Genomic DNA, 21772 nt, shown 5'->3' with positions numbered 1-21772 from the left:
TCGGCCCTCCGTTCGCGATCGCCCTTCGGGCGATCGGCGGACCCGCTCCGCGTGTCCGCGGCCTGACCTTCGGTCAGGCCGGCCCGGCTCCGCCGGGCCTGGTCGGTCCGCTTCGCTCCCCTCCCGGGCCGCTCCGCTTCGCTTCGGCGGCCTGTGTGGCTGAGCCCTGCTCAAGCCGTTGAGCAGGGCTATCGGCTGAGGTGGGGTGGGGCTGGCTAGGGGGAGGAACGGGCTCCCGGGGCGCGTGCGGGTCGGCTTCACTCTCGTCAGATTGGTCTAGACCGCGGTCTACTTCAATTCTTCAACCCCATGGAGCATCAGGGTGCGCTACCTTGGCTGGGTGAGTAGCGAGCCAGAGTGTATCAGAGATAGCCTGTCACCTGATCCTGCCGTGACGCCCCTCCAAGTCCGCCCTAGTGAGCCTTTCTGACGGTTCGGGTATTCGGCTGATATTCGGGCGTGAAAGTAAATTGGATTACCCGGCCTTGGACTCTCGGGTCTCCGGCTGGTGAATGTATCAGGATCGCGGTGCCAGGGAATCCCGTTCGGTGCGGTGTGCGGGTTCGTGAGTTCAGGTGAGGGGAGAAAGTCCGTGGGTGCTGTAAAGCCGGGTCTGCTGGCCGTGGAGGCCTCCAAGGGCATCGCGCTGCGGGGGCACCAGGAGGAGGCCGTGGCGGCCATCGTGCGGGGCCTGACGCTGCGTCCGGGGCAGTCGGCCCCGAGCGGTCTGCGGGTGACGGTGCAGATGGCCACGGGCACCGGGAAGAGCTACGTGGGCGCCTTCGCCGCGCAGCGGCTGGTGCCCCGCGGCGTGGTCCTGGTGGTGGTGCCAACGTTGAACCTCTTGACCCAAATGATCGGGTCGTGGCGGGCGGCCGGGCGGGCCGGGGACATGCAGGCCATCTGCTCCCTGGTGCAGGACGAGCTCCCCTCCGGGGTGATGGCCTCGACCAATGGCCTGGTGATCGGGAGCTGGATCGCGAAGGCGTCTTCTGGCCGGCGGCCGTTGACGCTGTTTGCTACCTACGCCTCGGTGGGTGCGGTGGCCGAGGCCTACTTCTACTGGGCCCGAACCAAGGGCGAGGTGCTGCCTGAGCTGGACCTGATGGTCTGCGATGAGGCACACCGGTCCTCCGGCAGCGTGGAGAAGTCCTGGACGGTGGTGCACGACCAGGTGGAGATCCCGGCCGCGCGCCGCTGCTATATGACCGCCACGCCGCGGATCTGGGCGCCGCCGAGCCGGGTGCTCAAGCCCCGTCAGGACGCGCACCAGCCGCTGCCGGAGGAGCTGGCGGTGTCGATGGACGACACGCGGGTCTTCGGGCCGCACGTGTACTCCCTGGGCCTGGCGGAGTCGATCGAGAAGGAGTTGCTGGCGCCGTTCGAGGTGGTGGTGCTGGAACTCCGTGACCCCCGCATCGATCGCGACGCCGCCAGGGCGCAGCCGGTGCCGTGGGGTGCTGGGGTGGGTGAGGCGGTGGATGGGAGCGAGGATGAGGTGCCGGCCGAGCAGCTGGCCGCGATGCAGGCCGGGCTGCTCAAGGTCGCCGCCGAACGGGGGCTCAAGCGCACTATCACCTTTCACAACCGCACGATCGAGGCCCGGTATTTCTCGGAGACGCTGAATCAGGCGGTGGAGCGACTTCATCTCCAGGATCCGGGGAAATACGCGGAGGAGGTCTGGTCTCAGTGGCTCTCTGGTGAGCATTCGCTGGATTTTCGGGAGGGGGTCATCGGGGAGTTCGGGCTGACCGAGGAAGATGACGGCCTTTCGTATCGGGTGCTGTCCCAGTGCAAGATCGCTGCCGAGGGTGTCGATATTCCGAATGCAGACTCGATTCTGATTCTCGGCCGGGGCAGCATGGTGGATATCGTTCAGGCCGTCGGCCGGGCCTTGAGGTTGAAGCCCGGTGAGAAGAAGATGGCGAGCCTCATCGTGCCGGTATTTCTCAAGCCAGTGGAGAATCCAGGGGACATTCTGGAGTCGGACAGCTACGGCGGGCTCGTCAAGATCCTGACCGCGCTACGCTCGCACGACACCCGCATGGTCGAGGCCCTGGCGGTGCCGCAGAAGGGGGGCAAGCGCACCACCGGGCGCAGCGCGGAGGCGGTCTACGCTCCTGGTCAGGGTGCTGATGGGGGTTCCGGGGGTGCGGGGGCGTTCACGCTGCCGGTGAGGTTCGAGAGTGACCCCGGGGACGACGTGCTGGCCCTGTTCATCGCCTCCCGCGTCCTGACGAGCGAGACGCAGTTGTGGCGTGAGGCGATCGGCCACGTGCGGAATTGGTACAAGGAGCACGGGCATCTCGACGTCCCTTATTCGGCGCTCGTTGGAGAGAACCAGAATTACCCGTTGGGGCGGTGGTTGTCGGACCGGCGGGTGGAGAATGCGGCCGGTGAACTGGCGTCATGGCGGGTGGCGCAGCTGGATGGGTTCGGGATGATCTGGTCCGTCTCGGACGCGCGGTTCGAGGCTGGCCTGGACTGGGCGAAGGTGTGGGCGAAGGACCACGGCGGGTCGCTCGCGGCGCCGGCGCGGGCCTCCGTTGGCGGGTATGCGATCGGGACCTGGCTGGCGGAGCTGCGGGCCGCGGCGCAGGTCCCGGTGGGCGAGCCGGGCGCTCTGGCGCCGGAGCGGCGCCGTTCCCTGGAGGAGGTCGACCCGTGGTGGTGCCCCACCTGGCCGATCACTTGGCAGCGCGCCTACGGCGTGGCGCGGCAGTGGTGGCTGGAGTCCGACGGCCAGGTCGACTGGGCGCGGCTGCCGGAGTCGACGGTGTTCGAGGGCGAGCAGCTCGGCAGGTGGGTGGTGGCGCAGCGGGCCGGCCTGCCCGGTCTGGAAGGCGAGCAGCAGGAGCTGCTGGCCGCGATCGGCATCGAAGCGGACCTGGAGCTGGTGGCCGCGAAGGCCGCCGCCGACACGAAGCCGAAGGTCTCCCGCTCCGACCGGTTCCAGCTCCACTTGGCCGCCTTGGCGGAGTTCGTCCGGGAGCATGGCCACGCCCGGCCCGCTCGCACCTACAAGAGCCCTGATGGCCTGTCACTGGGCGCTTGGACGAACAACACCAAGGCGCGGCGGGCCAAGCTGAGTACGGAGCAGCTCGCGCAGCTCGCTGCGCTCGGCGTCGAGTGGGCGGTGGAGGGGGTGTAGGCGACACGGATGGGCGGTGGTCGGCCCGCTTCACCCTTGACGGTGGCTGTTGTTCGGAAGGCTGGGGTCATGGGTTCTGGGATCTTCGGTGTGGCTCCGCTGGCCGGTGAGACGGTCTGGTCGTTGATGGGACGGGTCGCTGAGCGGTACGGCGTGCCGGTGGCTGAGCTGCGGGCATCGTGGGAGTGGAAGAACCAGCCGCCGCGCTCTCCCGGGGTCAGTGGGGTTCGCCCCGACGCCGAGGTCCTCCTGGACCCCGCCGGCCAAGACCTGCTGGTCGCGGTGTGCCGCGCTGACCGACGCAGCCTGGAGCAGGCGCTGCCTGCCTGGTCGGCCGGGCCAGGAGCCTTCGCTCATGTGTCGCCAGGCGGGCGGCCTCAGGCTCGGTGGCAACTGGGTGGGGCAGTCCATGGTCCGGTCGCGTACGCGTGCCGGCTGTGCACGGCTGGGCGAACTGGTCAGGACGTGGCGGCCGCGCGGTACCGCGAGAGGTGGCAGCGGGTCTGCCCGCGGCATGGGCGGTGGCTGTTGGGCGCGGGTGACGGCCATGGCCTGGAGCACCTCGACATCGCGGACTGTCCGGAGATCGCGGTGGCGCAGCGGCGGTGGCCGGTGGTGGCTGGGCGGGCGATGGCGGTTGGGGTGGAGCCGTCGGCGGTGTTCTCGGTGGCGTGGGCGGTGGTGTGCCAGTGGTGGGAGCTGGCGCTCGGGTGGGAGCCGGAGCGGTTGTGGCCGGCTCGTCTTCACGTGCTGGCCGGCGGGGACGCGGGATCGGGCGAGGGGTTTTGGTGGTGGCGGGTGGTGGCGCGTGAGGCGGTGCTCTTCCCTGAGGTCGTCGCCTTGGCCGAGGCCTTGGTCGATCCGGTGGTTACGGAGGCGGTGTGGCGTGACAGCGGCGGCGAGCGCGTGCGTCCCTTCCCGGGGGACGGTGAGTTCGCCCGGGAGCTGGGGCGCAGGCTCGGCCGACCGTGGCTGGGCGAGGTGGACGCGGTTGCCGACAGTGGTGCTCTGGTCAGGTGGCGGGGCGCGGTGGTGCGCCGGCACCGGGGCGTCGGGCAGGTCGGCGAGCGGGGCGTGGATCCGTGGTGGCTCCCGCGCGAGGAGCAGCCGGTCTCCGTGGCTGCACAGTTGAGGACCATGGCGCAGCGCGCGGACGGCAGCATCGGCTGGCGTGCCAGCGTGCCCCGGGAGGAGCGCGCGTGGATCGGCGAGAAGGTCCGTGAGGCCGCCGATCTGGTGGGCCGGCTGGACGTGCACGACACTGCGGCCCTGGCTGTCGCAGCCCGGGAGCTTATCGGCGGACTGCGGCAGAGTGTCGCCGCTCTCGATGAGGCCGTCGTCGCGGTCGCGAGCGCGGCGCACCACGCGGGTGTTCCGCTGGACAGCTTGAGCGCGTGGGCGGGCACGTCCGCGGAAGAGCTCTCGCGGGGTGTCGTGCGGCACCGGGCGGGCTTGGAGGAGCGGTACGGCTGAGGGCGGCGGTAGCACGGTGGCGGGGCTTGGCGGGGTGGTTTCGGCGGGGCGTCGCCCGTGCGGGTGGGGTGGTGGCTGTCCCGCTCTATCTGCGGCGTTCTCACGTACTTGACTGGCCGTCATGGCGGATATGAGTGTGCCCGGGCCGGCTGTTGCGGCTGGGAGCTTCGAGGCGGTCTTCGCCGTCGGCGGGGGTCTTGAGCAGGAGCGGTGGGAGCGGGCGGCGGCGCGGGTGCGGTTCGAGGAGCTGCGGCCGGTATCCGGGTTTCCGCTGGTTCCTGGGAAGCGGTGGGGGCCGGGCTGGTGGTGGTCGGCCACGACCGGTGGGCATGTGGCGCACGGATCGGCGGCCATGGTCGTGCAGTTGATGCTGCTGGACCGTGACCTGCAGGTGGTGGGGCTGGCCGGGCGGCCGGTGCGGGTGCTGTGGCGCGAAGGGGACGGCCGGGTGCGCTCCTGGGTGCCGCAGGTGTTCGCCCGGTACGCGGACGGGACGGCGTTGCTGGCCGACTGCCCCGGTTCTGCAGAGGCTGGCGGGGTGGCGGCTCAGCGGGCGGCTTCGGCGGTGGGGCAGGCGTGTGCGCGGGTGGGGTGGGTGTACCGGCGGCTGCGGGCGCCGGATCCGGTGGTGGTGGGCAATGTGCGGTGGCTGGCTGTCGGCGACGGGTGAAACGAGGACCACGGACGGCGGATCAAAAGCGGGTCACTGCGTGATCTCTTGATCATCCTGACTTCACTGGTACGGGAGTCAGGAGGAAAGAGGTGATCGGGGTGGAGGACTGGGCTGAGATCCGTCGGCTGCACCGGGCCGAGGGTCTGTCGGCGCGGGCCGTGGCCCGGCAGTTGGGGATCTCCCGGGGCACCGTGGCACGGGCCCTGGCCTCGGACCGGCCGCCGGTCTACCAGCGCCCGCTGAAGGGATCGGCGGTCGACGTCTTCGAGCCGGCCATCCGCGAGCTGCTGAAGCAGACGCCGACGATGCCGGCCACGGTGATCGCCGAGCGGATCGGCTGGACACGCGGGCTGACCATCCTCAAGGAACGCGTGCGCGAACTGCGGCCCGGCTACCTTCCCGTGGATCCCGTCTCGCGGACGGTCTACCAGCCAGGTGAGCTCGCCCAGTGCGATCTGTGGTTCCCACCGGTGGACATCCCGCTGGGTTACGGACAAACGGGACGCCCGCCGGTGCTGGTCATGGTGGCGGGCTATTCACGAATGATCACGGCTCGGATGCTGCCGTCCCGGACCACCGCCGACCTGATCGATGGGCACTGGCGGCTGCTGACCGGCTGGCAGGCCGTCCCGAAGACGCTGGTCTGGGACAACGAGAGTGGCGTCGGCCAGGGGAAGCTGACCTCGGAGTTCGCGGCGTTCGCCGGCCTGCTCGCGATCAGGATCCGCCTCTGCCGGCCCCGCGATCCGGAGGCGAAAGGACTGGTGGAGCGGGTGAACGGCTATCTGGAGACCAGCTTCCTGCCCGGCCGCACATTCGCCGGACCCGGCGACTTCAACACCCAGCTCACCGCATGGCTGCAGATCGCCAACCGCCGACACCACCGCACGATCGGCTGCCGGCCCACCGAACGCTGGGAAGCCGACCGGGGCGCGATGCTCACCCTGCCACCGGTCGCCCCGCCCCACTGGTGGCCCCAGAGCACCCGACTGGGCCGTGACCACTACATCCGCGTCGACACCTGCGACTACTCCGTCCACCCCCGCGCCATCGGCCAGCAGATCACCATCCGGGCTGACACCGAGGAGATCACCGCCACCACCCGCACCGGCGAGACCGTCGCCCGCCACGCCCGCTGCTGGGCCCGGCACCAGACCATCACCGACCCCGAGCACGCCGCCGCGGCCGAAACCCTTCGCGGCCAGGCAATCCACCAGCGCGCCTCCCGCGCCCAGGCCCGCGGCCTGACCGCCCTCGCACTCGACGACCTGGGCATCGAGGTCGAACAACGCCAGCTCGGCTCCTACGACCGCATCTTCACCCTCATCGAGGGCGGCGCCGGAAAGGAGGACACCTGATGGCCCGCACCTCCGCTCCCAACGCCACAACCGCCACCGACACACCGGCGGCCCAAACCGGCCGACAGACCACCGCCGACCTGGCCTTCCTCTCCCGCGCGATGAAGGCGCCCGCTTTGCTGGACGCCGCCGAGCGCCTGGCGGAGCGCGCCCGCACCGAGTCCTGGACCCACCTCGAATACCTCGTCGCCTGTCTGCAACGCGAGGTCTCCGCCCGCGACAGCCACGGCGGCGAGCAACGCATCCGGGCCGCCCGCTTCCCCTCGGTCAAGACCATCGAGGAGATCGACGCATCCCACCTGCGGGGCATAACGCGCCAACAACTCGCTCATCTGGGCACACTGGACTTCATAACCGCCCGCGAGAACGTCGTCTTCCTCGGCCCGCCGGGCACCGGCAAGACACACCTGGCCACCGGACTCGCCGTCCGGGCCTGCCAGGCCGGCCACCGGGTCGCGTTCGCCACCGCCGCCCAGTGGGTCGACCGCCTGGCCGCCGCCCACCAGGCCGACCGGCTCCAGGACGAACTGGTCAAGCTCGGCCGTTACCCACTGATCGTGGTCGATGAAGTGGGCTACATCCCCTTCGAACCGGAGGCCGCGAACCTGTTCTTCCAGCTGATCTCGAACAGATACGAGAGGGCGAGCGTGATCGTCACCTCGAACAAGCCCTTCGGGCGCTGGGGAGAGGTCTTCGGTGACGAGACCGTCGCCGCGGCCATGATCGACCGGCTCGTCCACCACGCCGAGGTCCACTCCCTCAAAGGCGAGTCCTACCGCATGCGGGGGCGGGAACTCGGGCACGTCCCCATGAACGACAACGACTGACACACACCATCCAGCGAGACCGCGGCTGGCCCACAACTGAACCGTCGATACCGGCCCGAATTCAGCCGCCGCCGACACCGCCCGGCTTCTACCGGCTGGTGAGCGTGCTGGCCGATCCGGGTGAGCGGTCCGGCAGCCCGGCCCGCACCGCCAGCAGACCCGCCCGCCCCTTCCGTCCGACCCGGGTCCTGCGGCCCGGGGAACAGGTCATGCTCGACACCACCCGCCTGGACGTCTTCGCGGTCTTCGACAACGGGACCACCGGCCGGCCCGAGCTGACGATCGCCCTCGACGTCGCGTCCCGCTCGATCCTGGCCGCCGTCCTGCGCCCGGCCAGCACCAAGGGCGTGGACGCCGCGCTGCTGCTGGCCGAGATGGCTGCCCCGCACCCGGTGCGGCCGGCCTGGCCGCGGGTGCTGGAGATGTCGAGGGCGCCGGTGCCCTACGACCTTTTGGTCGACGCCGACGAACGGCTGCGGGACGTGGCGGCGCGGCCGGTGGCGGTGCCCGAGACGGTGGTCGTCGACCGCGGGCGGGTGTTCGTCTCCGAGGCGTTCTTGGCCGCCGCCCAGACGCTGGGTATCAGCGTGCAGCCCGCTCCCCCGCGCCAGCCCGCCGCTAAGGGCCCCGTCGAGCGCACCTTCGGGTCGGTCAACAGCCTGTTCTGCCAGCACGTCGCCGGCCACACCGGCGCCAGCCCGGCCCGGCGCGGAGCTCGCGCCGAGAGCGAGGCCCTGTGGAGCGTGGCGCAGCTGCAGGACCTGCTGGATGAGTGGATCACCACCGAGTGGCAGAACCGGCCGCACGAGGGACTACGGCATCCGTCGATGCCGGCCGTCGCGCTGTCCCCGAACGAGATGTGGGGCGCGCTGCTGGGCACCTGCGGCCACGTCCCGGTGCCGCTGAGCGGGACCGACTACGTGGAACTGCTGCCGGTGGTGTGGAAGTCGATCACTGAGCGGGGTATCCGTATCGACCACCGCACCTACGACCACCACTGCTTGAACCCGCTCCGGGGCCAGTTTTCCGGTGTGAGTGCGCAGCGGGGGCGGTGGGAGGTCCATCACAACCCGCACGACCTGCGGCAGGTCTGGGTCCGTCTACCGGATGGGCAGTTCACGGCGGTGCCGTGGATCCACGGCGAGTACATCCGCCGCCCGCTGGGCGATGACCTGTGGCAGCACCTGAAGGAGACGGTGGAGCGCCGGGGCAGCCGGGAGCGGCACGAGGCCGATCTCGCCCAAGCCCTCGACGATCTGCTCTTCAGGGTCCGCACCGGTCAGGCCAGTACCCGCGAGCGGTACCTCGCCTCCCGCCAAGCACCCCTGGCACTCCCCCACGACCCCGATGCGGACCCAGCCTCGGCCCCGGGCCCGGCTGTGCACCAAGGTCTGGGTGCGGCGCCGGGTCTGGAAGGAACCCGCAGCGAGGAACGGGGTCTGCGCCAGGGCCGGACCGAAGAGGACACCGCCTCCAGCGGGTCCAGCAGGTCCAGCGGGCAGTCCTACCCAGGCTCCGGGACGCAGCACGGCGCCCCGGGGCAACGGCTGAGGCCCGAGGCCGATAGCGGTGCCGACGGCGGCCCGAATCAGAGCGCGCGGCCTGGTGCCCCGGGTGGAATGCCCTGGCCTGACGACGCCGGTACCGGGCAGCCTTCTCTGGGCTCTGGGGCGCAGCGCGGCGACGCGGACCTGGTCGAGCGATCAGCTGCCGGCGGCTGCCCTGCCGGGCCGCCTCCTGCGGCTCCTGGTGAGAGGAGCGGCGACTGCGAGCAGGCCGCGGAGGTGCCGCTGGGCGGGCGGCCGAGGCCTGCAGGGGCGCGGGCCGTGTCGCCGTCGGGCTCGCGCGGCCCCGACAGCACCGTCGGCTCGGCGTGGGCGGGCTGGCCGGGTGAGGAGAGCCTGGACGACCTCGACGAGGACGGGGACGACGAGGACCTGGGCGGTGACGCGGCCTGGGCCGACGAGGAAGAGGGCGGGTTCGCCCTGTACGACGCCCGCAAGGAGGCAGAGCTGTGGTGAACGACAATCCTGCCGAGCAGGCTGGGCAGGACCGGGATGCTTCCCCGACCACGTGGGAGCTGTTCCGTCGCTTCGCCGACGACCCGCCCTTGGTGCCGCCCGTGCCCGGTGATCCGCCGCGCAGCGTGGAGGAGCGCCTGGCCTACCACTCCCGGTTCGTGACCGTGCGCACCCCCGCCGTCGTCAGGACGCTGCTGGAGGTGCGGACCCTGATGGCGCTCGGGCGCTACCAGCAGGCGACCGCGAGGCCCTCGCTGATCGTCACCGGGCCGCCGACCACGGGCAAGACCACCACGCTGCTGGAGGTCGGGCGCACCTGTCACCTGGCCGAGCAGGCGCGGGCCGGCCATGGCGTGAGCCGGGTTCCCGTCGCCTATCTGTTGGTGCCGCCCGGGGCCAGCGCCAAAGCCCTGGCGCTGGAGTTCGCCCGCTACCTCGGCATCCCCGTCTCCGCCCGCATGACCCAGGCCCAGATCGCCGCATCCGTATGCCACACGTACAACACCGCTGGGGTGCGGCTGGTGATGATCGACGAGATCCACCGCCTCAACCCGCGCACCAGCACGGGGGCGGAGGCGGCCGACTTCCTCAAGGACCTCACGGAGCGGATCTCGGCGACGTTCGTGTACGCGGGTATCGACGTGACCGCCACCGCGCTGTTCACTGGGACGGCCGGTGCCCAACTCGCCGGCCGCGCGGGGCTGATCGACTGCGACCCCCTGCCCGTGGTGGCCCGCGCCAGCATCGTCGCAGCGGGCACCAGCGTCACGGGGCCCGGTGTCGGCGCCACGGCACGGGGCCGAAGCAGCGACGGCGGCAGCCCCGGTGCTGGTCGAAGTGGCGACAGCGAGGGGCCGGCGGGCGGCGAGGGCGGCACCCGGCGGGGACGAGGCGGGAGCAGCTCAGATGGTGCCGACAGCAGCCACAGCGCCGACGAGGGCGGGGGCGGGAGGAGCACGGTGCTGATCCGGCCCTTTCGCGAGACGGTCGCCGCGATGGAGAACGCCCTCGACCTGCAGCACCACCGCCCCGGCAGCCTCGTGCGTCTGGCCCCCTACCTGCACGAGCGCACCGCCGGACGCATCGGCAGCCTCTCCCGCCTCCTGCGGCGGGCCGCGATCACCGCCATCCTCGACCAAAGCGAGAAAATCACCCGCGCCAGCTTGGACGCCATCGCCCTGGACCACCTCGCCGAAGAGCACTACCGGCCCCGCACCCCAGTCCGCCGGAGCCCACGCGCCACCACGCCCGCCCGGCGTACCTGATGATGCCCCGTCGGATGGCCCGCCCCGTCAGGCCGCCCGGGCCCGGTGCCCTGTTTCTGGAAGCTCTCGCAGCATCCGCGCACCCCGGCGGCAGCACCGCGACCACCAGTCCTCGGCCGGTCCCGGCAGGGCCCCGTACACCGCGGCCACTCTGCCCAGTCCACCCGCCGACGGCCGGAGCTGTGCGGGTGCGGCCGATCCCTCACGAGAGCACCGCTTCCTACCTGGACCGCCTCGCCCACGCCTACCGGACCACCACTGCCCACCTCCTGGACGGCCTCGGCATCACTCTCACCCACCCTCGAAGCAGCCGCGGCGGTGCCGGCACCGCCGAGCTCCGCCTCGACACCGCGGCGCAGCAGCGTCTGGCGGTCTTCGCCCGCACCCCGCTCAGGGACCTCGGCCGGGCCCTCCCGCACCTGGCCGACGACCGTACCCGGCCCCTCTCCCACCACACCGGCACCAGCGCTCGCAGCGCGGCAGCACCCGACGCGCCACCGTCACCCGCCGGCGCCTGGCAACTGCTCGAGCCCGGCGAACAGCCCGTCCTGGCATGTCCCGCCTGCACCCTGCGCCACACCCGAGGAGCCACCAGCCGCGCCCACATCCACCCGCCCGCCCACCAGGCCCTGTGCCCGCGCCACCGGCACTGGAGCCTGGATGCGGACAACCACCTGACCACCGCCGCCCTGCCCGAACTCCGCCAGGCCCAACGCGACCACCAGTACCTGCTGCGCCACCCGGACGCCGCCAACGCCACCAGCTGGGCCATGGCCATCACCACCCGCTGGTACGACCAGCAGAGCGTCCTGGCCACCCGCTGGCAACACCGCCTCCAACGCCTGGCGGACACCAACCCCCACGCGACACCGGCCGGAAAGTCCTGGGCCCTGCACGCGCGCAGCCTCGTCACCTACCCCGAAACGATCGTCCTCGCCCGCGCCCTGGCCACCGCACGCCTCCCCCGGCAGGCCCGGCAAGGCACCGCACCCGCACCGCATCCCGCGATCACTGCGTTCTGCCGCCACACCGCCCACCGCCTCGGCATCGCCCGCCTCACACCCCCACCCCGCGACCTCCTGTGGACCTGGATCCACCACACCCCCACCACAGACTGAAACAGCTGCAACGGCAAACACCCCGGCAGCCCACGCCGACGCCCCAACCCACCTATCGGGCTCCCGGTAGACCAGCGAGAAGTCCCAGAACATCTCACACAACCCGCGATTCCCGGCCCATCACCAAGACCCCCAGCCCAGAAGCCCGCAACACGGCCACACCCCACAGAAAACGATCAAGGAACCGCGAGACACCGACCCGAACAACCCCGACAACGCCCCATCCCAACCACAACACCCCAGACCAGAACCAACACCCACCACCGATCCAATGGTCAGTCACACGTGTCGCGGGTGATCGTGGCCTCGGTGCACGTCCGCGCGAAAAGGGGGGTGACCACACTGGCCCCAGCCCCGTCGACCGGGGCAAACCCGGCTCCAAGGTGCACGTCCTGTCCGACCGCGGCGGGCTGCCCCTCGTCGTCGGCATCTCCGCCGGCAACACCCATGACCAGCACGGCCTGATCCCCCTCGTCCAGGCCCTCCAAATGAAACACGACCCGGACCGGGGCCTCCACTACCGTCCCCGCAAGGTCCATGCAGACAAGGCCTATGACAGTCCCGAGCTGCGGAAATGGCTCCGCAGGCAGCAGATCCTGCCCCGGATCGCCCGCAAGGGCATCGAGTCGAGCCAGACTCTGGGTCGCCATCGATGGGTCATCGAGCGGACCATGGCCTGGCTCACCGGCTACCGCCGCATCGCCCGCCGCTACGAGCGCGACCACCTGCTCTACCTGGCCTTCTGCGACCTCGCCGCCGTCATCACATGCCACAAACAACTGGCGAAGGTCACCACGTAGGACAAGGTCTAACTCCCCCTGCGGTTTGCCGGGACGCAGCCGTCCGCAACGCTTGTCGTACGGGATGATGTTGCCGTGCCTACCGCGGAACGACCCCGACGGCCCTGACCGCGCCGACCGAACCCCGGCCGGGCCCGGACCTGACCGTCATGCGCAAGCACTACCAGCACGAAGGGCTGGCGGAGGGCGATCTGGCGGCGGACCCGGTGACCCAGTTCACCCGGTGGTTCCACGAGGCGGACGAGGCGGGCGTGGTCGAGCCCAACGCGATGGTGCTCTCCACGGCGGACGCGGCCGGCCGGCCCAGCTCCCGCACCGTCCTGCTCAAGGGGTTCGACCTCCGCGGCTTCGTCTTCTACACCAACTACGGCTCGCGCAAGGGCGCCGAACTCGCCGTCAACCCGCAGGCCTCGCTGCTCTTCCCGTGGATCGAACTGGCCCGCCAGGTGATCGTCTGCGGCCGCGTCGAGAAGGTCGGCCGGGACGAGACCGCCGCCTACTTCCGCACCCGCCCGCACGGCTCCCAGCTCGGCGCCTGGGCCAGCGAGCAGTCCAGCCCGGTGGCCGGCCGCGAGGTCCTGGAACAGCGCTACGCCGACCTGGCCGCCCGCTACCCCGAGGGCGAGGGCGTCCCCGTCCCCCCGTTCTGGGGCGGCTACCGCGTCGTGCCCGAGACGGTCGAGTTCTGGCAGGGCCGGGAGAACCGGCTCCACGATCGTCTGTTCTTCGTCGCGGAGAGTGACGGCTGGCGCGTCGAGCGTCTGTGCCCCTGACGTCGCCCACGGCCCGGCATGTGCCGGGCGGACATGCCTGCGCCCCATCGAAAACCGCAGGACGGGTGAAGTTTGAATTACGGCCGGGGCGGGCCTCCTGCGGCCTCCGCTGCCGCCCGCGCCGGCGCGCCGGCGCGGGCGGCAGCACTGCCCGGCCCCTGACCAGCCAGAACCCTCATACTCAGCCCCTGTGCGCCGGGCTCCGCGGACGCGCCGTCGGAAGCTCACGGGGCACCTGCGCGGCGCTGTCCGTGCGTGAGTTGAGCGTCCGGTCGAAACCATGACGAGTACTGTGCGGGTAATCGATCTGGTGGGCCTCTCAACTTCGGGACGCGGTCCGAGATTTCACCGGTCATCCGCTGTGTCGTGGAAAGTCGGGCCAGCACAAAAGCCGTGTCGAGCCTTCGACGGCCTGGAGGACTTCGTGGCGGTCATCAGCTGTCGCTGCGGGCGAGTAGCTGGTGAAGCAGTTGATGTCAAGTGGGGGTGTCGCGGAGGGCCGTTATGGTCGTGCCGACGGTGTGGCCGGCTCCAAAAGGGAGACGGCCCCCTGGTAGCGCAGGGAGCCGTCATCGCACTAGTACAACGATTCTGGAGGAATCATGAGTACCAATGACGAGCCTACGGGCTTCAGCAAGGGCGAGGAACCTGACGGGCCGTCCGACCAGCGGGAGCGGCGGCGCACGAGGCGGTGGCGTGTGATCCGGCGGAAGGCCTTCTTGGGCTTGATCGGCGGAGCAGCCACGGCGGTCGGCGGGATCGTGGTGAAGGTGGTCGACGTCTGGATCCGGCACCGCTGATCACAGTCTGGTGTGGTGGTTCGGCGGTTTCGCCGGGCCACCACACCAGGTGCCTTCTGGTGAGGGGGAGCGCCGTGCCCGCACATCGCAGGCTTGTTGATCCATCTGCCGGTCCGGAGGTGGTGGCGTTCGTTGCCAAGCTGGGTGAGCTGGTCGCCAGCACGGGGATGAGCGTTGCGGATCTCGCTTATGAGGCCGTGGTGCCGCGCTCATCGCTGTACGCGGTGCTCGGCGGCCGCCGGATCCCGAGCCGGAAGTTCATGGAGCTCCTGCTCTGGCAGGTGGAGAAGCGCAGCTGCTGGGCGGAGGCGCAGCTCAAGCCTGCGCTTGAGGAAGTGGGTGTTCTGCATGATCGGCTTCGGTCCGCGCTGCCGGAGCGAAGGCCTGCGGCTCGGTATGTCCATGTCGGTGTGCTGCCGGAGCAGGTGGCGGTGGCGGAGGCGTTCTCGGCGTACCTGGACGGCTTGGTGGACCGGGGTGTCGATGTGGATCAGCTGTCGTGGGTCTCACCGGCCTGGCTGAGGCGGTACGCAAGCGGCACAAGCATCCCGTCGTGGGACGCGATCTCCGAACTGGACGAGGATCTCAAGGAGACGTTCAACGTCGACGACTGGGACACCCACCTGAGCGCGTTGGCTGATCTTGCCAGGCGGGCTCGCAGTGCCCGGGCCGAGAAGCGGCGCTGGGCGCGGGTCCTTGCTGGTGGAGACCCGTAACCGCTCCTGCCCATGCTGCGCCGCCCGGCTGAAGCAGCTCTTCAAGGAGGTCGAGCGGCTCGGGCAGACCCACGTCGCGATGACCGACCACGGCAACATGTACGGCGCCGCGGAGTTCCACAAGCAGGCCACCGCCGCCGGCATCACCCCGGTCATCGGCATCGAGGCGTACGTCGCCCCGGAGTCCCGCTCCAACACCAAGCGCATCCTGTGGGGCCAGCCGCACCAGAAGAAGGACGACGTCTCCGCGTCCGGCGCCTACACCCACAAGACCATCTGGGCCCGCAACAAGGAGGGCCTGCACAACCTCTTCAAGCTCACCTCGCGCTCCTACGCCGAGGGCTGGCTGGTGAAGTGGCCCCGGATGGACAAGGAGATCGTCACCGAGCACGCGGCCGGCCTGATGGCCACCACCGGCTGCCCCTCCGGCGAGGTCCAGACCCGGCTGCGCCCCAGCCGGCGAGCCGCCAAGGTGATACCGCCGGACATCGTGGGCGAGAGCGTTGCGCTGGCCTATGACCGACCACTTCACCTTTCTCGGCTACCTCAAGCAGGCTTCGGCAAGGAGAACTACTTCCTGGAGCTGATGGACCACGGGCTCGACATCGAGCAGCGGGTCCGCGACGGCCTCCTGGAGATCTCCAAGAAGCTGAACATCCCGCCGGTGGTCACCAACGACTCGCACTACACCACCGAGGGCGACGCGGGCGCGCGCGACCTGCTGCTGTGCGTGCAGACCGGCAAGAACCTCTCCGACCCGGACCGCTTCCGCTTCGACGGCACCGGCTACTACATCAAGTCGGCCGCCGAGACGTACCAGGTGGTGAACTGGGTAGACCCCGGACCGCCAAGACGGTGCCGCCGGACGTCATGGGCAAGGTCAGCTCCAGCGCCGACATCGTCGGCATGTTCGAGTTCAAGAACCTCATGCCGCGCTTCCCCATCCCGGAGGGCTTCGAGTCCGAGGCGGACTTCTTCAAGTCCAAGGTCTGGGAGGGCATGGACTGGCGCTTCCCGGGCGGCTACGACGAGGAGCACAAGAAGCTCGCCGAGTACGAGATGGACACCATCATCCAGATGGGGTTCCCGGCGTACTTCCTCGTGGTCGCCGACTTCATCATGTGGGCCAAGAGCCAGGGCATCGCAGTCGGCCCCGGCCGCGGCTCCGCCGCCGGCTCGCTGGTCGCCTACGCCATGGGCATCACCGACCTCGACCCCATCCCGCACGGCCTGATCTTCGAGCGCCTCCTCAACCCCGAGCGCATCTCCATGCCCGACGTCGACATCGACTTCGACGAGCGCCAACGCGGTCACCTACGACGCCGTCAAGACGGAGGCCGCCCTCAAGGGCTCGAGCGCTTACGCCTGGCCGGCCGGGCGGCGGGTCGGTCGGCCGAGCTCCCGGGTGACGGCGGCGGTGGCTTCGTCGAGCGAGTGGAAGCGGGCGCCGGTGCCGGTGGCGGGGTCGACGAGGTAGTGGCCGTAGAGGACGGCGGCCCACCCGTCGGGGTGGAGCTCGGCCCGGCCCCACCTCGTCGTCGCCCAGGAGCAGCGGGTGGACGGTCGGCTCCACCGGCTCGGCCGGACTGGCGGGTGATTCATCACGTGGGGCATCAAGGTAGGCAGGGGCGGCTGCCACGAAGGCCGGTGATTCGACACGTGAGCTATCAAGGCCGGAGGGCGCGGCGGCGGCCGCGATCATCGATTCGTCACGTGGGGCATCAAGGTCGGGGGCCGGAGCGGCGAGCGCGCGGCGGGCCTGGGCGAAGAGCGCCTCCGTGGCGCGCTCCAGGGCGCCGGTGTTGAGCTTGCGGATCATCCGGTCCGCGGCGGAGTCGCCGCCGGCGGCGAGCGTCTCGGCAAGCGCGCGGGCGGCGCGGTCGACGGCGGCGCCGAGGCGGGCGAGATCGGCGGCCTCCGGGTGGGCGAGGACGGCGCTCGATGGCTCGCGTGTCGATTCGGCGGCGGCTGCCAGGGCGGCGTCCTGGGCCTCACGGCGGCGCTGCCGGTACGCCCGCGCCGAGCAGGCGCGGGAGCAGTAGTCGGGCTGGCGCCCGGAGCCTCCGCGGCGCAGCGGGGTGCCGCAGCCGGGCCAGGCGCAGACGGCCGGCGCTTCCTTGATTCCTCGCGTGTCGATTGCCATGGGGTGATCGTACGGGGTTGTCTGCGGGCCTCCGGGGGTGGCTGCGCATTTGAGCCTCGGTCGGGGTGAGGTGCCCAACTTGATGGCAGTAATCCAGCAAGAAGGTGATTTCTTAATATCGGCCCAGATGTCTGTATGGCGGTGAGGCCTCTGCTTAATGATCGGGGCAGATTGCGCACGCCGATAAAGCATGGCCGGTGAAATTATGCGGTTAACAATGTGCATTTTTTGCTGAATGATAAGTTTTAACCGGTGATTTGAGCGACACACGGGTGCTGCGGGGCGTCATGGGTGGCGCCGCCCAGGGGGTCCGGCGGGCTGCAGCGTATCGATCTAGACACTCTGTGTCATACAGGAGTAAAGTCCGCGCGCTGCCGCTTCGGGGGGTCTGAACCGGCAGGGTCGAGGGAGGGGTCTTGGTGTCTCGTCCGGTTCGGTGGGTGGTGACCGTCGGTTCGGCGGTCGTGGCGTTCGTGGTGTGCCTGTGGCTGGCCAGGTCGGCATCCTTCGGCTGGTTGCCGAAGGCGGAGGCGGACCGGTGGGTGGTGGCGACCGCGTTCGCCACCGTCGGCGCAGGCGCGGTGGCCACCGCCGTCGGCCGGTGGGCCGGCCAGACAACCACCCCCACACCCGCACCTCCCGCTCCCTCGCCGCCGACGGGGCAGGAGGTCATACAGACGGCCGAGGCATCCGGCCGAAGCCGGATCAACCAGGTCGGCGGCAACCAGACCATGGCGGTCCCCGCCACACCCGCGGATCCCGGCGTACCGAGGACGGTCCGCCAGGACGCCACGGCAATGGACGACGGTCAGGTGGACCAGGTCGCCGGTCACCAGCACACCGAACCGCCGAAGCCGTGACCGCAGACGAAAGCGCGCCCAAGGGCGTCGAGCAGCACGCCACCGCCTCCGGCAACGGCCGGGTCAACCAGGTCGCCGGCGACCAGCACAACACGTACATCACGCAGGCGCCCTCGCATCTGCCGCAGGCCCTGGCCGCCCTGCCCGCCGCCCCCGCGCACCTTGTCGGGCGACGGGCGGAGGTCGACGAGCTGCTCGCCGCGCTCACCCCGGGATCACCGGCGATCGCGACGCCGGGAGCGTCAGTGGTAGTGGCGGGTCTGGCCGGGATCGGCAAGACCGCCCTCGCCCTGCACGCCGCCCACCAGGCCGCCGAGCAGGGCATGTTCCCCGGCGGCATCCTGTACGTGAGCCTGGACGGCTACGACCCCGTCGCCGCCGTCAGCGCGGAACGCGCGCTCGGTATCCTCCTGCGCCAGCTCGGGATCCGTGATGAGGACCTGCCCGGCGAGGTGGAGGAGCTCGCGGCGCTCTACCAGTCGGAACTCGCCCGCCGCGCCCGGGACGCCGGAGGGGTCCTGATCGTCGCCGACAACGCCTCCAGCCCGGCCCAGCTCACCCACCTCGTCCCCGCCCACCGCGCCCACCGCCTGCTAGCCACCTCCCGCGACACCCTCACCTCCCCCGCCCTCCCCGCCCGCCTCCTGCGCCTGGACGAGCTGGAAGCCGGGGATGCGGCCGAACTCATCCGCAGCACCGTCACCCGCACCTGGCCCGAAGACCGGCGCACCGCCGCAGAGCCCGACGCACTGGCCAGGGTCGTGGCGCTCTGCGGGCGGCTGCCCCTGGCCCTGCAGATCGCAGCAGCCATGCTGACCTCGGACCCGGGCCTTCCCGTCGCGACCCTCGCCGAAGACCTTGCCGACACCCTGAACGCGCTGCAGTTACCCACTGGCGACACCGACGGTCAATCACTGGCGGTGCGCGCGGCCTTCGACCTCTCCTACCGCCGCCTCGCCCCCGAACCCGCCCGCACCTTCCGGCTGCTGGGTCTGTGCGCTGGCCCCGACCTCGCCACCGCCAGCGCTGCCGCCCTCACCGACCGACCCGGCCGCGACACCCGCAAAACGCTCGCCGCCATCGCCGCCGCTGGCCTGCTCACCGAACACCCCGTCGGCTCCGGTCGCTGGCGCATGCACGACCTCATCCGCCTCTACACCGCCGAACTCACCACCCCCTGCACCGACGAAGACCACGCTGCACTCGATCGGCTCCTCAAGCACTACACCCGGCTGGCACACGCCGCCGACGACCACCTCAGCGCACTGCCGGGCAACCCCACCCCTCCCCACTTCGACAACCGCGCCCAAGCCCTGGCCTGGCTCGACGCCGAACATCCCGTTCTCGTCGCCACCACCACCTCCGCCGCCGTCGCTGCCCGGCAACCCACCACCGCCATCCACCTGGCCTTCCACCTCTACGGATTCCTGCACCTGCGCCGACACTTCGATGATGCGATCACCACCTCCGAACACGACCTCGCTCTCAGCCACAACCTCGGCGACCGCCACGGCGAAGGCCAGGCGCTGAACAGACTCGGTAACACCCTGCAAGCGGTGCGCAGGTTCGACGACGCCATTAATGCCCACACCCAAGTCCTGGCCATCTTCACCGACCTCGGCGACCGCCACAACGAAGCCATGGCGCTGAACAACCTCGGCATCGACCTGAGGGAGGTGCGCAGGTTCGACGACGCCATTAATGCCCACACCCAGGCCCTGGCCATCTTCACCGACCTCGGCGACCGCCACGGCGAAGGCAGTGCGCTGACCAACCTCGGCGTCGCCCTGAAGGAGGTGCGCAGGTTCGACGACGCCATCGACGCCCACAATCGCGCCGCCGACATCTTCAACGACCTCGGCAACCGCCACAACGAAGGCCAGGCGCTGACCAACCTCGGCCTCGCCCTGCAGGAGGTGCGCAGGTTCGACGACGCCATCGACGCCCACAATCGCGCCGCCGACATCTTCACCGACCTCGGCAACCGCCACAACGAAGGCCAGGCGCTGACCAACCTCGGCCTCGCCCTGCAGGAGGTGGGCAGGTTCGACGACGCCATCGACGCCCACAATCGCGCCGCCGACATCTTCACCGACCTCGGCAACCGCCACGGCAAAGGCCAGGCGCTGAACAACCTCGGTGACCGCTACAGCGAAGGCAGTGCGCTGACCAACCTCGGCGTCGCCCTGATGGAGGTGGGCAGGTTCGACGACGCCATCGACGCCCACAATCGCGCCCTGGCCATCTACCGCGACCTCGGCGACCGCCACGGCGAAGGCAGTGCGCTGACCAACCTCGGCGTCGCCCTGATGGAGGTGGGCAGGTTCGACGACGCCATCGACGCCCACAATCGCGCCCTGGCCATCTACCGCGACCTCGGCGACCGCCACAGCGAGGGCAGTGCGCTGACCAACCTCGGCGTCGCCCTGATGGAGGTGGGCAGGTTCGACGACGCCATCGACGCCCACAATCGCGCCCTGGCCATCTACCGCGACCTCGGCGACCGCCACAGCGAGGGCAAGGCGCTGACCAGCATCGGCCTCGCCCTGATGACAGGGGGCAGGTTCGACGGCGCCATCGACGCCCTCAATCGCGCCGCCGACATCTTCACCGACCTCGGCGACCGCCCCGGCGAGGGCATGGCGCTGACCAGCCTCGGCCTCGCCCTGCAGCTGGTGGGCAGGTTCGACGACGCCATCGACGCCCTCAATCGCGCCGCCGGCATCTTCACCGACCTCGGCGACCGCTACAGCGAAAGAGCGGCGCTGACCAGCCTCGGCCTCGCCTTGCAGCTAGCGGGCAGGTTCGACGACGCCAGGCAGGCCTTCACCCAGGCGGCCATCTTCGCCGACCTCAGCGACCACCATGGCGAGGAATAGTGCGGCGGAATCTGGCCAATGCGGTGGCAAGGGACAGGCAGGGACCGAGCGAGACGGCGTTGCCGCGCCACCGCAGCTCCAGCACCTTCACGGCCGGGGTGGGGCTCGGACTCGGGGTCACCAGCATGGCCGCTGTCGTGACGTGGCCCGTCACAGTGCTGGCGCTCTCGCTGACCATGATCATCGTCACGTGGGCGAAGCTCACCGGTCGGCTGTAAGACGACCGGTCCTGAGCGGCCGGCTGATCGGAGACAAGTCTCCATCAGCCGGCCGTGGCACATCCGCTCAGCCTGCTCTCGCCACCACGCCCACCGCGTCGGAGCGACCTGCAGAGTCGGCCGCAGCCGCAGCGAGCCCGCCGTACTCGTCCGGCAGCAGCACCGCCTGCACCGCGCGGGGCCGCCCGCCGACTGCCCGGCCGCTGCACTGCACCGCGGCCGCCCAGGAGCCGAGCCGACCCCAGCCCTGTCCGAGTGCCACCCGCGAACCGGCCGTGATCTGCAGCGCAGCCGGGCGCTAGGCCAGGGGTGCCGTGGGCGGGGAGGGTGGTTGCGTGGTGGCACAGGTAGTCCTCGATGCGGGCGGCTTGACGGTCGGTGAGCCGTCCGGGCGGCCGGGTCAGGATGAGCGGTCAGATCGGGGCGAGGGGAGCGATGACTTCGACGTACTGGTTGGCGGGGTCGTCGACCCAGGAGCAGGCGGTCGTGCGGGATGCCGGCCGCGAAGGCGGCGGCGAGGCCAGGGTCGGGCAGGCCGACACCGCGGTGAAAACGCTCGGCCGGCCTGCGGTAGTGGCGGCGAGCTGAATGAGCAGCGCGGCGTCGGCGACATCGACTGCCGCTCCGCGAGGCAGGCCTTCGTCGGGCAGCAGCGGGGCGGGGAGGTCGTGCACGGGCAGGGTGTGCTCGGCCCGTG

At 70.6% G+C, this 21772-nt stretch carries 17 protein-coding genes and 2 pseudogenes; 15 read left to right on the top strand and 4 right to left on the bottom strand.

The genetic code is table 11. From position 1 onward, the window contains the following. The first annotated feature begins 592 nt into the window (after positions 1-592). The 13 genes and pseudogenes from ACQ614_RS38605 to ACQ614_RS38545 form a co-directional block, all read left to right on the top strand. Positions 593-3151 carry a Helicase associated domain protein gene (locus tag ACQ614_RS38605; protein ID WP_431675962.1) on the top strand — a complete coding sequence of 853 codons (2559 nt, stop codon included), beginning with the start codon at positions 593-595 and terminating at the stop codon, positions 3149-3151. A gap of 69 nt (positions 3152-3220) precedes the next feature. Next, the gene (locus tag ACQ614_RS38600; protein WP_431675963.1) at positions 3221-4624 is read left to right on the top strand and encodes a DNA-binding protein; all 1404 of its coding nucleotides are present in this window, start codon (positions 3221-3223) and stop codon (positions 4622-4624) included. Between the two features lie 121 nt (positions 4625-4745). After that, the gene (locus ACQ614_RS38595) at positions 4746-5294 is read left to right on the top strand and encodes a TnsA-like heteromeric transposase endonuclease subunit (protein WP_431675964.1); all 549 of its coding nucleotides are present in this window, start codon (positions 4746-4748) and stop codon (positions 5292-5294) included. 92 nt (positions 5295-5386) lie between these two features. Then, positions 5387-6655, top strand: coding sequence for an IS21 family transposase (istA, locus tag ACQ614_RS38590; RefSeq protein WP_431678558.1), 1269 nt, complete (start codon positions 5387-5389; stop codon positions 6653-6655). Further along, positions 6655-7482 carry an IS21-like element helper ATPase IstB gene (gene istB / locus ACQ614_RS38585; protein ID WP_431675965.1) on the top strand — a complete coding sequence of 276 codons (828 nt, stop codon included), beginning with the start codon at positions 6655-6657 and terminating at the stop codon, positions 7480-7482. The genes istA and istB overlap by 1 nt, the downstream gene beginning before the upstream one ends. A gap of 209 nt (positions 7483-7691) precedes the next feature. Continuing rightward, the gene (locus ACQ614_RS38580) at positions 7692-9503 is read left to right on the top strand and encodes a Mu transposase C-terminal domain-containing protein (protein ID WP_431683788.1); all 1812 of its coding nucleotides are present in this window, start codon (positions 7692-7694) and stop codon (positions 9501-9503) included. Further along, positions 9500-10768: a TniB family NTP-binding protein gene (locus ACQ614_RS38575; RefSeq protein ID WP_431675968.1), complete on the top strand. Its 1269-nt coding sequence runs from the start codon at positions 9500-9502 to the stop codon at positions 10766-10768. Before ACQ614_RS38580 ends, ACQ614_RS38575 begins: the two co-directional genes overlap by 4 nt. A gap of 188 nt (positions 10769-10956) precedes the next feature. Next, complete coding sequence (locus tag ACQ614_RS38570; RefSeq protein WP_431675969.1) at positions 10957-11886, top strand: hypothetical protein; 930 nt, start codon at positions 10957-10959, stop codon at positions 11884-11886. Positions 11887-12159: 273 nt separating this feature from the next. Beyond that, a pseudogene (locus ACQ614_RS38565) lies at positions 12160-12686 on the top strand (IS5 family transposase); the annotation flags it as partial. Positions 12687-12835: 149 nt separating this feature from the next. After that, a complete protein-coding gene (pdxH, locus tag ACQ614_RS38560; RefSeq protein WP_431683787.1) occupies positions 12836-13459 on the top strand; it encodes a pyridoxamine 5'-phosphate oxidase in 624 nt (207 codons plus the stop codon). Positions 13460-14061: 602 nt separating this feature from the next. Next, on the top strand, positions 14062-14259 hold the full coding sequence (locus ACQ614_RS38555; RefSeq protein ID WP_431683786.1) for a hypothetical protein: 198 nt from the start codon (positions 14062-14064) through the stop codon (positions 14257-14259). A gap of 74 nt (positions 14260-14333) precedes the next feature. After that, entirely contained in the window at positions 14334-14975 is a 642-nt protein-coding gene (locus ACQ614_RS38550; protein WP_431683785.1) for a hypothetical protein, read from the top strand. Then, a pseudogene (locus tag ACQ614_RS38545) lies at positions 14956-16283 on the top strand (PHP domain-containing protein); the annotation flags it as partial. The gene ACQ614_RS38550 and the pseudogene ACQ614_RS38545, both read left to right, overlap by 20 nt. Before the next feature lie 51 nt (positions 16284-16334). On the opposite strand, the gene ACQ614_RS38540 reads toward ACQ614_RS38545, so the two are convergent. Beyond that, positions 16335-16577, bottom strand: coding sequence for a hypothetical protein (locus tag ACQ614_RS38540; RefSeq protein ID WP_431684141.1), 243 nt, complete (start codon positions 16575-16577; stop codon positions 16335-16337). Between the two features lie 960 nt (positions 16578-17537). On the opposite strand from ACQ614_RS38540, the gene ACQ614_RS38535 reads away from it, so the two are divergent. Together ACQ614_RS38535 and ACQ614_RS38530 are read left to right on the top strand one after the other, a co-directional pair. Beyond that, positions 17538-17978 carry a hypothetical protein gene (locus ACQ614_RS38535; protein WP_431683784.1) on the top strand — a complete coding sequence of 147 codons (441 nt, stop codon included), beginning with the start codon at positions 17538-17540 and terminating at the stop codon, positions 17976-17978. Continuing rightward, complete coding sequence (locus ACQ614_RS38530) at positions 17975-20857, top strand: tetratricopeptide repeat protein (RefSeq protein WP_431683783.1); 2883 nt, start codon at positions 17975-17977, stop codon at positions 20855-20857. Before ACQ614_RS38535 ends, ACQ614_RS38530 begins: the two co-directional genes overlap by 4 nt. Here the strand turns inward: ACQ614_RS38530 and ACQ614_RS38525 are convergent. The 3 genes from ACQ614_RS38525 to ACQ614_RS38515 form a co-directional block, all read right to left on the bottom strand. After that, positions 20832-21062 carry a hypothetical protein gene (locus tag ACQ614_RS38525; protein WP_431683782.1) on the bottom strand — a complete coding sequence of 77 codons (231 nt, stop codon included), beginning with the start codon at positions 21060-21062 and terminating at the stop codon, positions 20832-20834. The genes ACQ614_RS38530 and ACQ614_RS38525 overlap by 26 nt on opposite strands. 80 nt (positions 21063-21142) lie before the next feature. Further along, entirely contained in the window at positions 21143-21337 is a 195-nt protein-coding gene (locus ACQ614_RS38520; RefSeq protein WP_431683781.1) for a hypothetical protein, read from the bottom strand. Positions 21338-21488: 151 nt separating this feature from the next. Then, positions 21489-21749, bottom strand: coding sequence for a hypothetical protein (locus ACQ614_RS38515; protein ID WP_431683780.1), 261 nt, complete (start codon positions 21747-21749; stop codon positions 21489-21491). Positions 21750-21772 lie beyond the last annotated feature (23 nt).

Origin of the sequence: Kitasatospora dryopteridis (genome assembly GCF_050749075.1) — a bacterium.
GTDB lineage: Bacteria > Actinomycetota > Actinomycetes > Streptomycetales > Streptomycetaceae > Kitasatospora.
This window is presented reverse-complemented; position numbering and strand designations above follow the sequence as displayed.

Coding starts and splice junctions, on each gene's coding strand:
- ACQ614_RS38600 (WP_431675963.1), top strand. CDS start 3,221: ATGGGTTCTGGGATCTTCGGTGTGGCTCCGCTGGCCGGTGAGACGGTC.
- ACQ614_RS38595 (WP_431675964.1), top strand. CDS start 4,746: ATGGCGGATATGAGTGTGCCCGGGCCGGCTGTTGCGGCTGGGAGCTTC.
- istB (WP_431675965.1), top strand. CDS start 6,655: ATGGCCCGCACCTCCGCTCCCAACGCCACAACCGCCACCGACACACCG.
- ACQ614_RS38580 (WP_431683788.1), top strand. CDS start 7,692: ATGCTCGACACCACCCGCCTGGACGTCTTCGCGGTCTTCGACAACGGG.
- pdxH (WP_431683787.1), top strand. CDS start 12,836: ATGCGCAAGCACTACCAGCACGAAGGGCTGGCGGAGGGCGATCTGGCG.
- ACQ614_RS38555 (WP_431683786.1), top strand. CDS start 14,062: ATGAGTACCAATGACGAGCCTACGGGCTTCAGCAAGGGCGAGGAACCT.
- ACQ614_RS38540 (WP_431684141.1), bottom strand. CDS start 16,577: ATGAATCACCCGCCAGTCCGGCCGAGCCGGTGGAGCCGACCGTCCACC.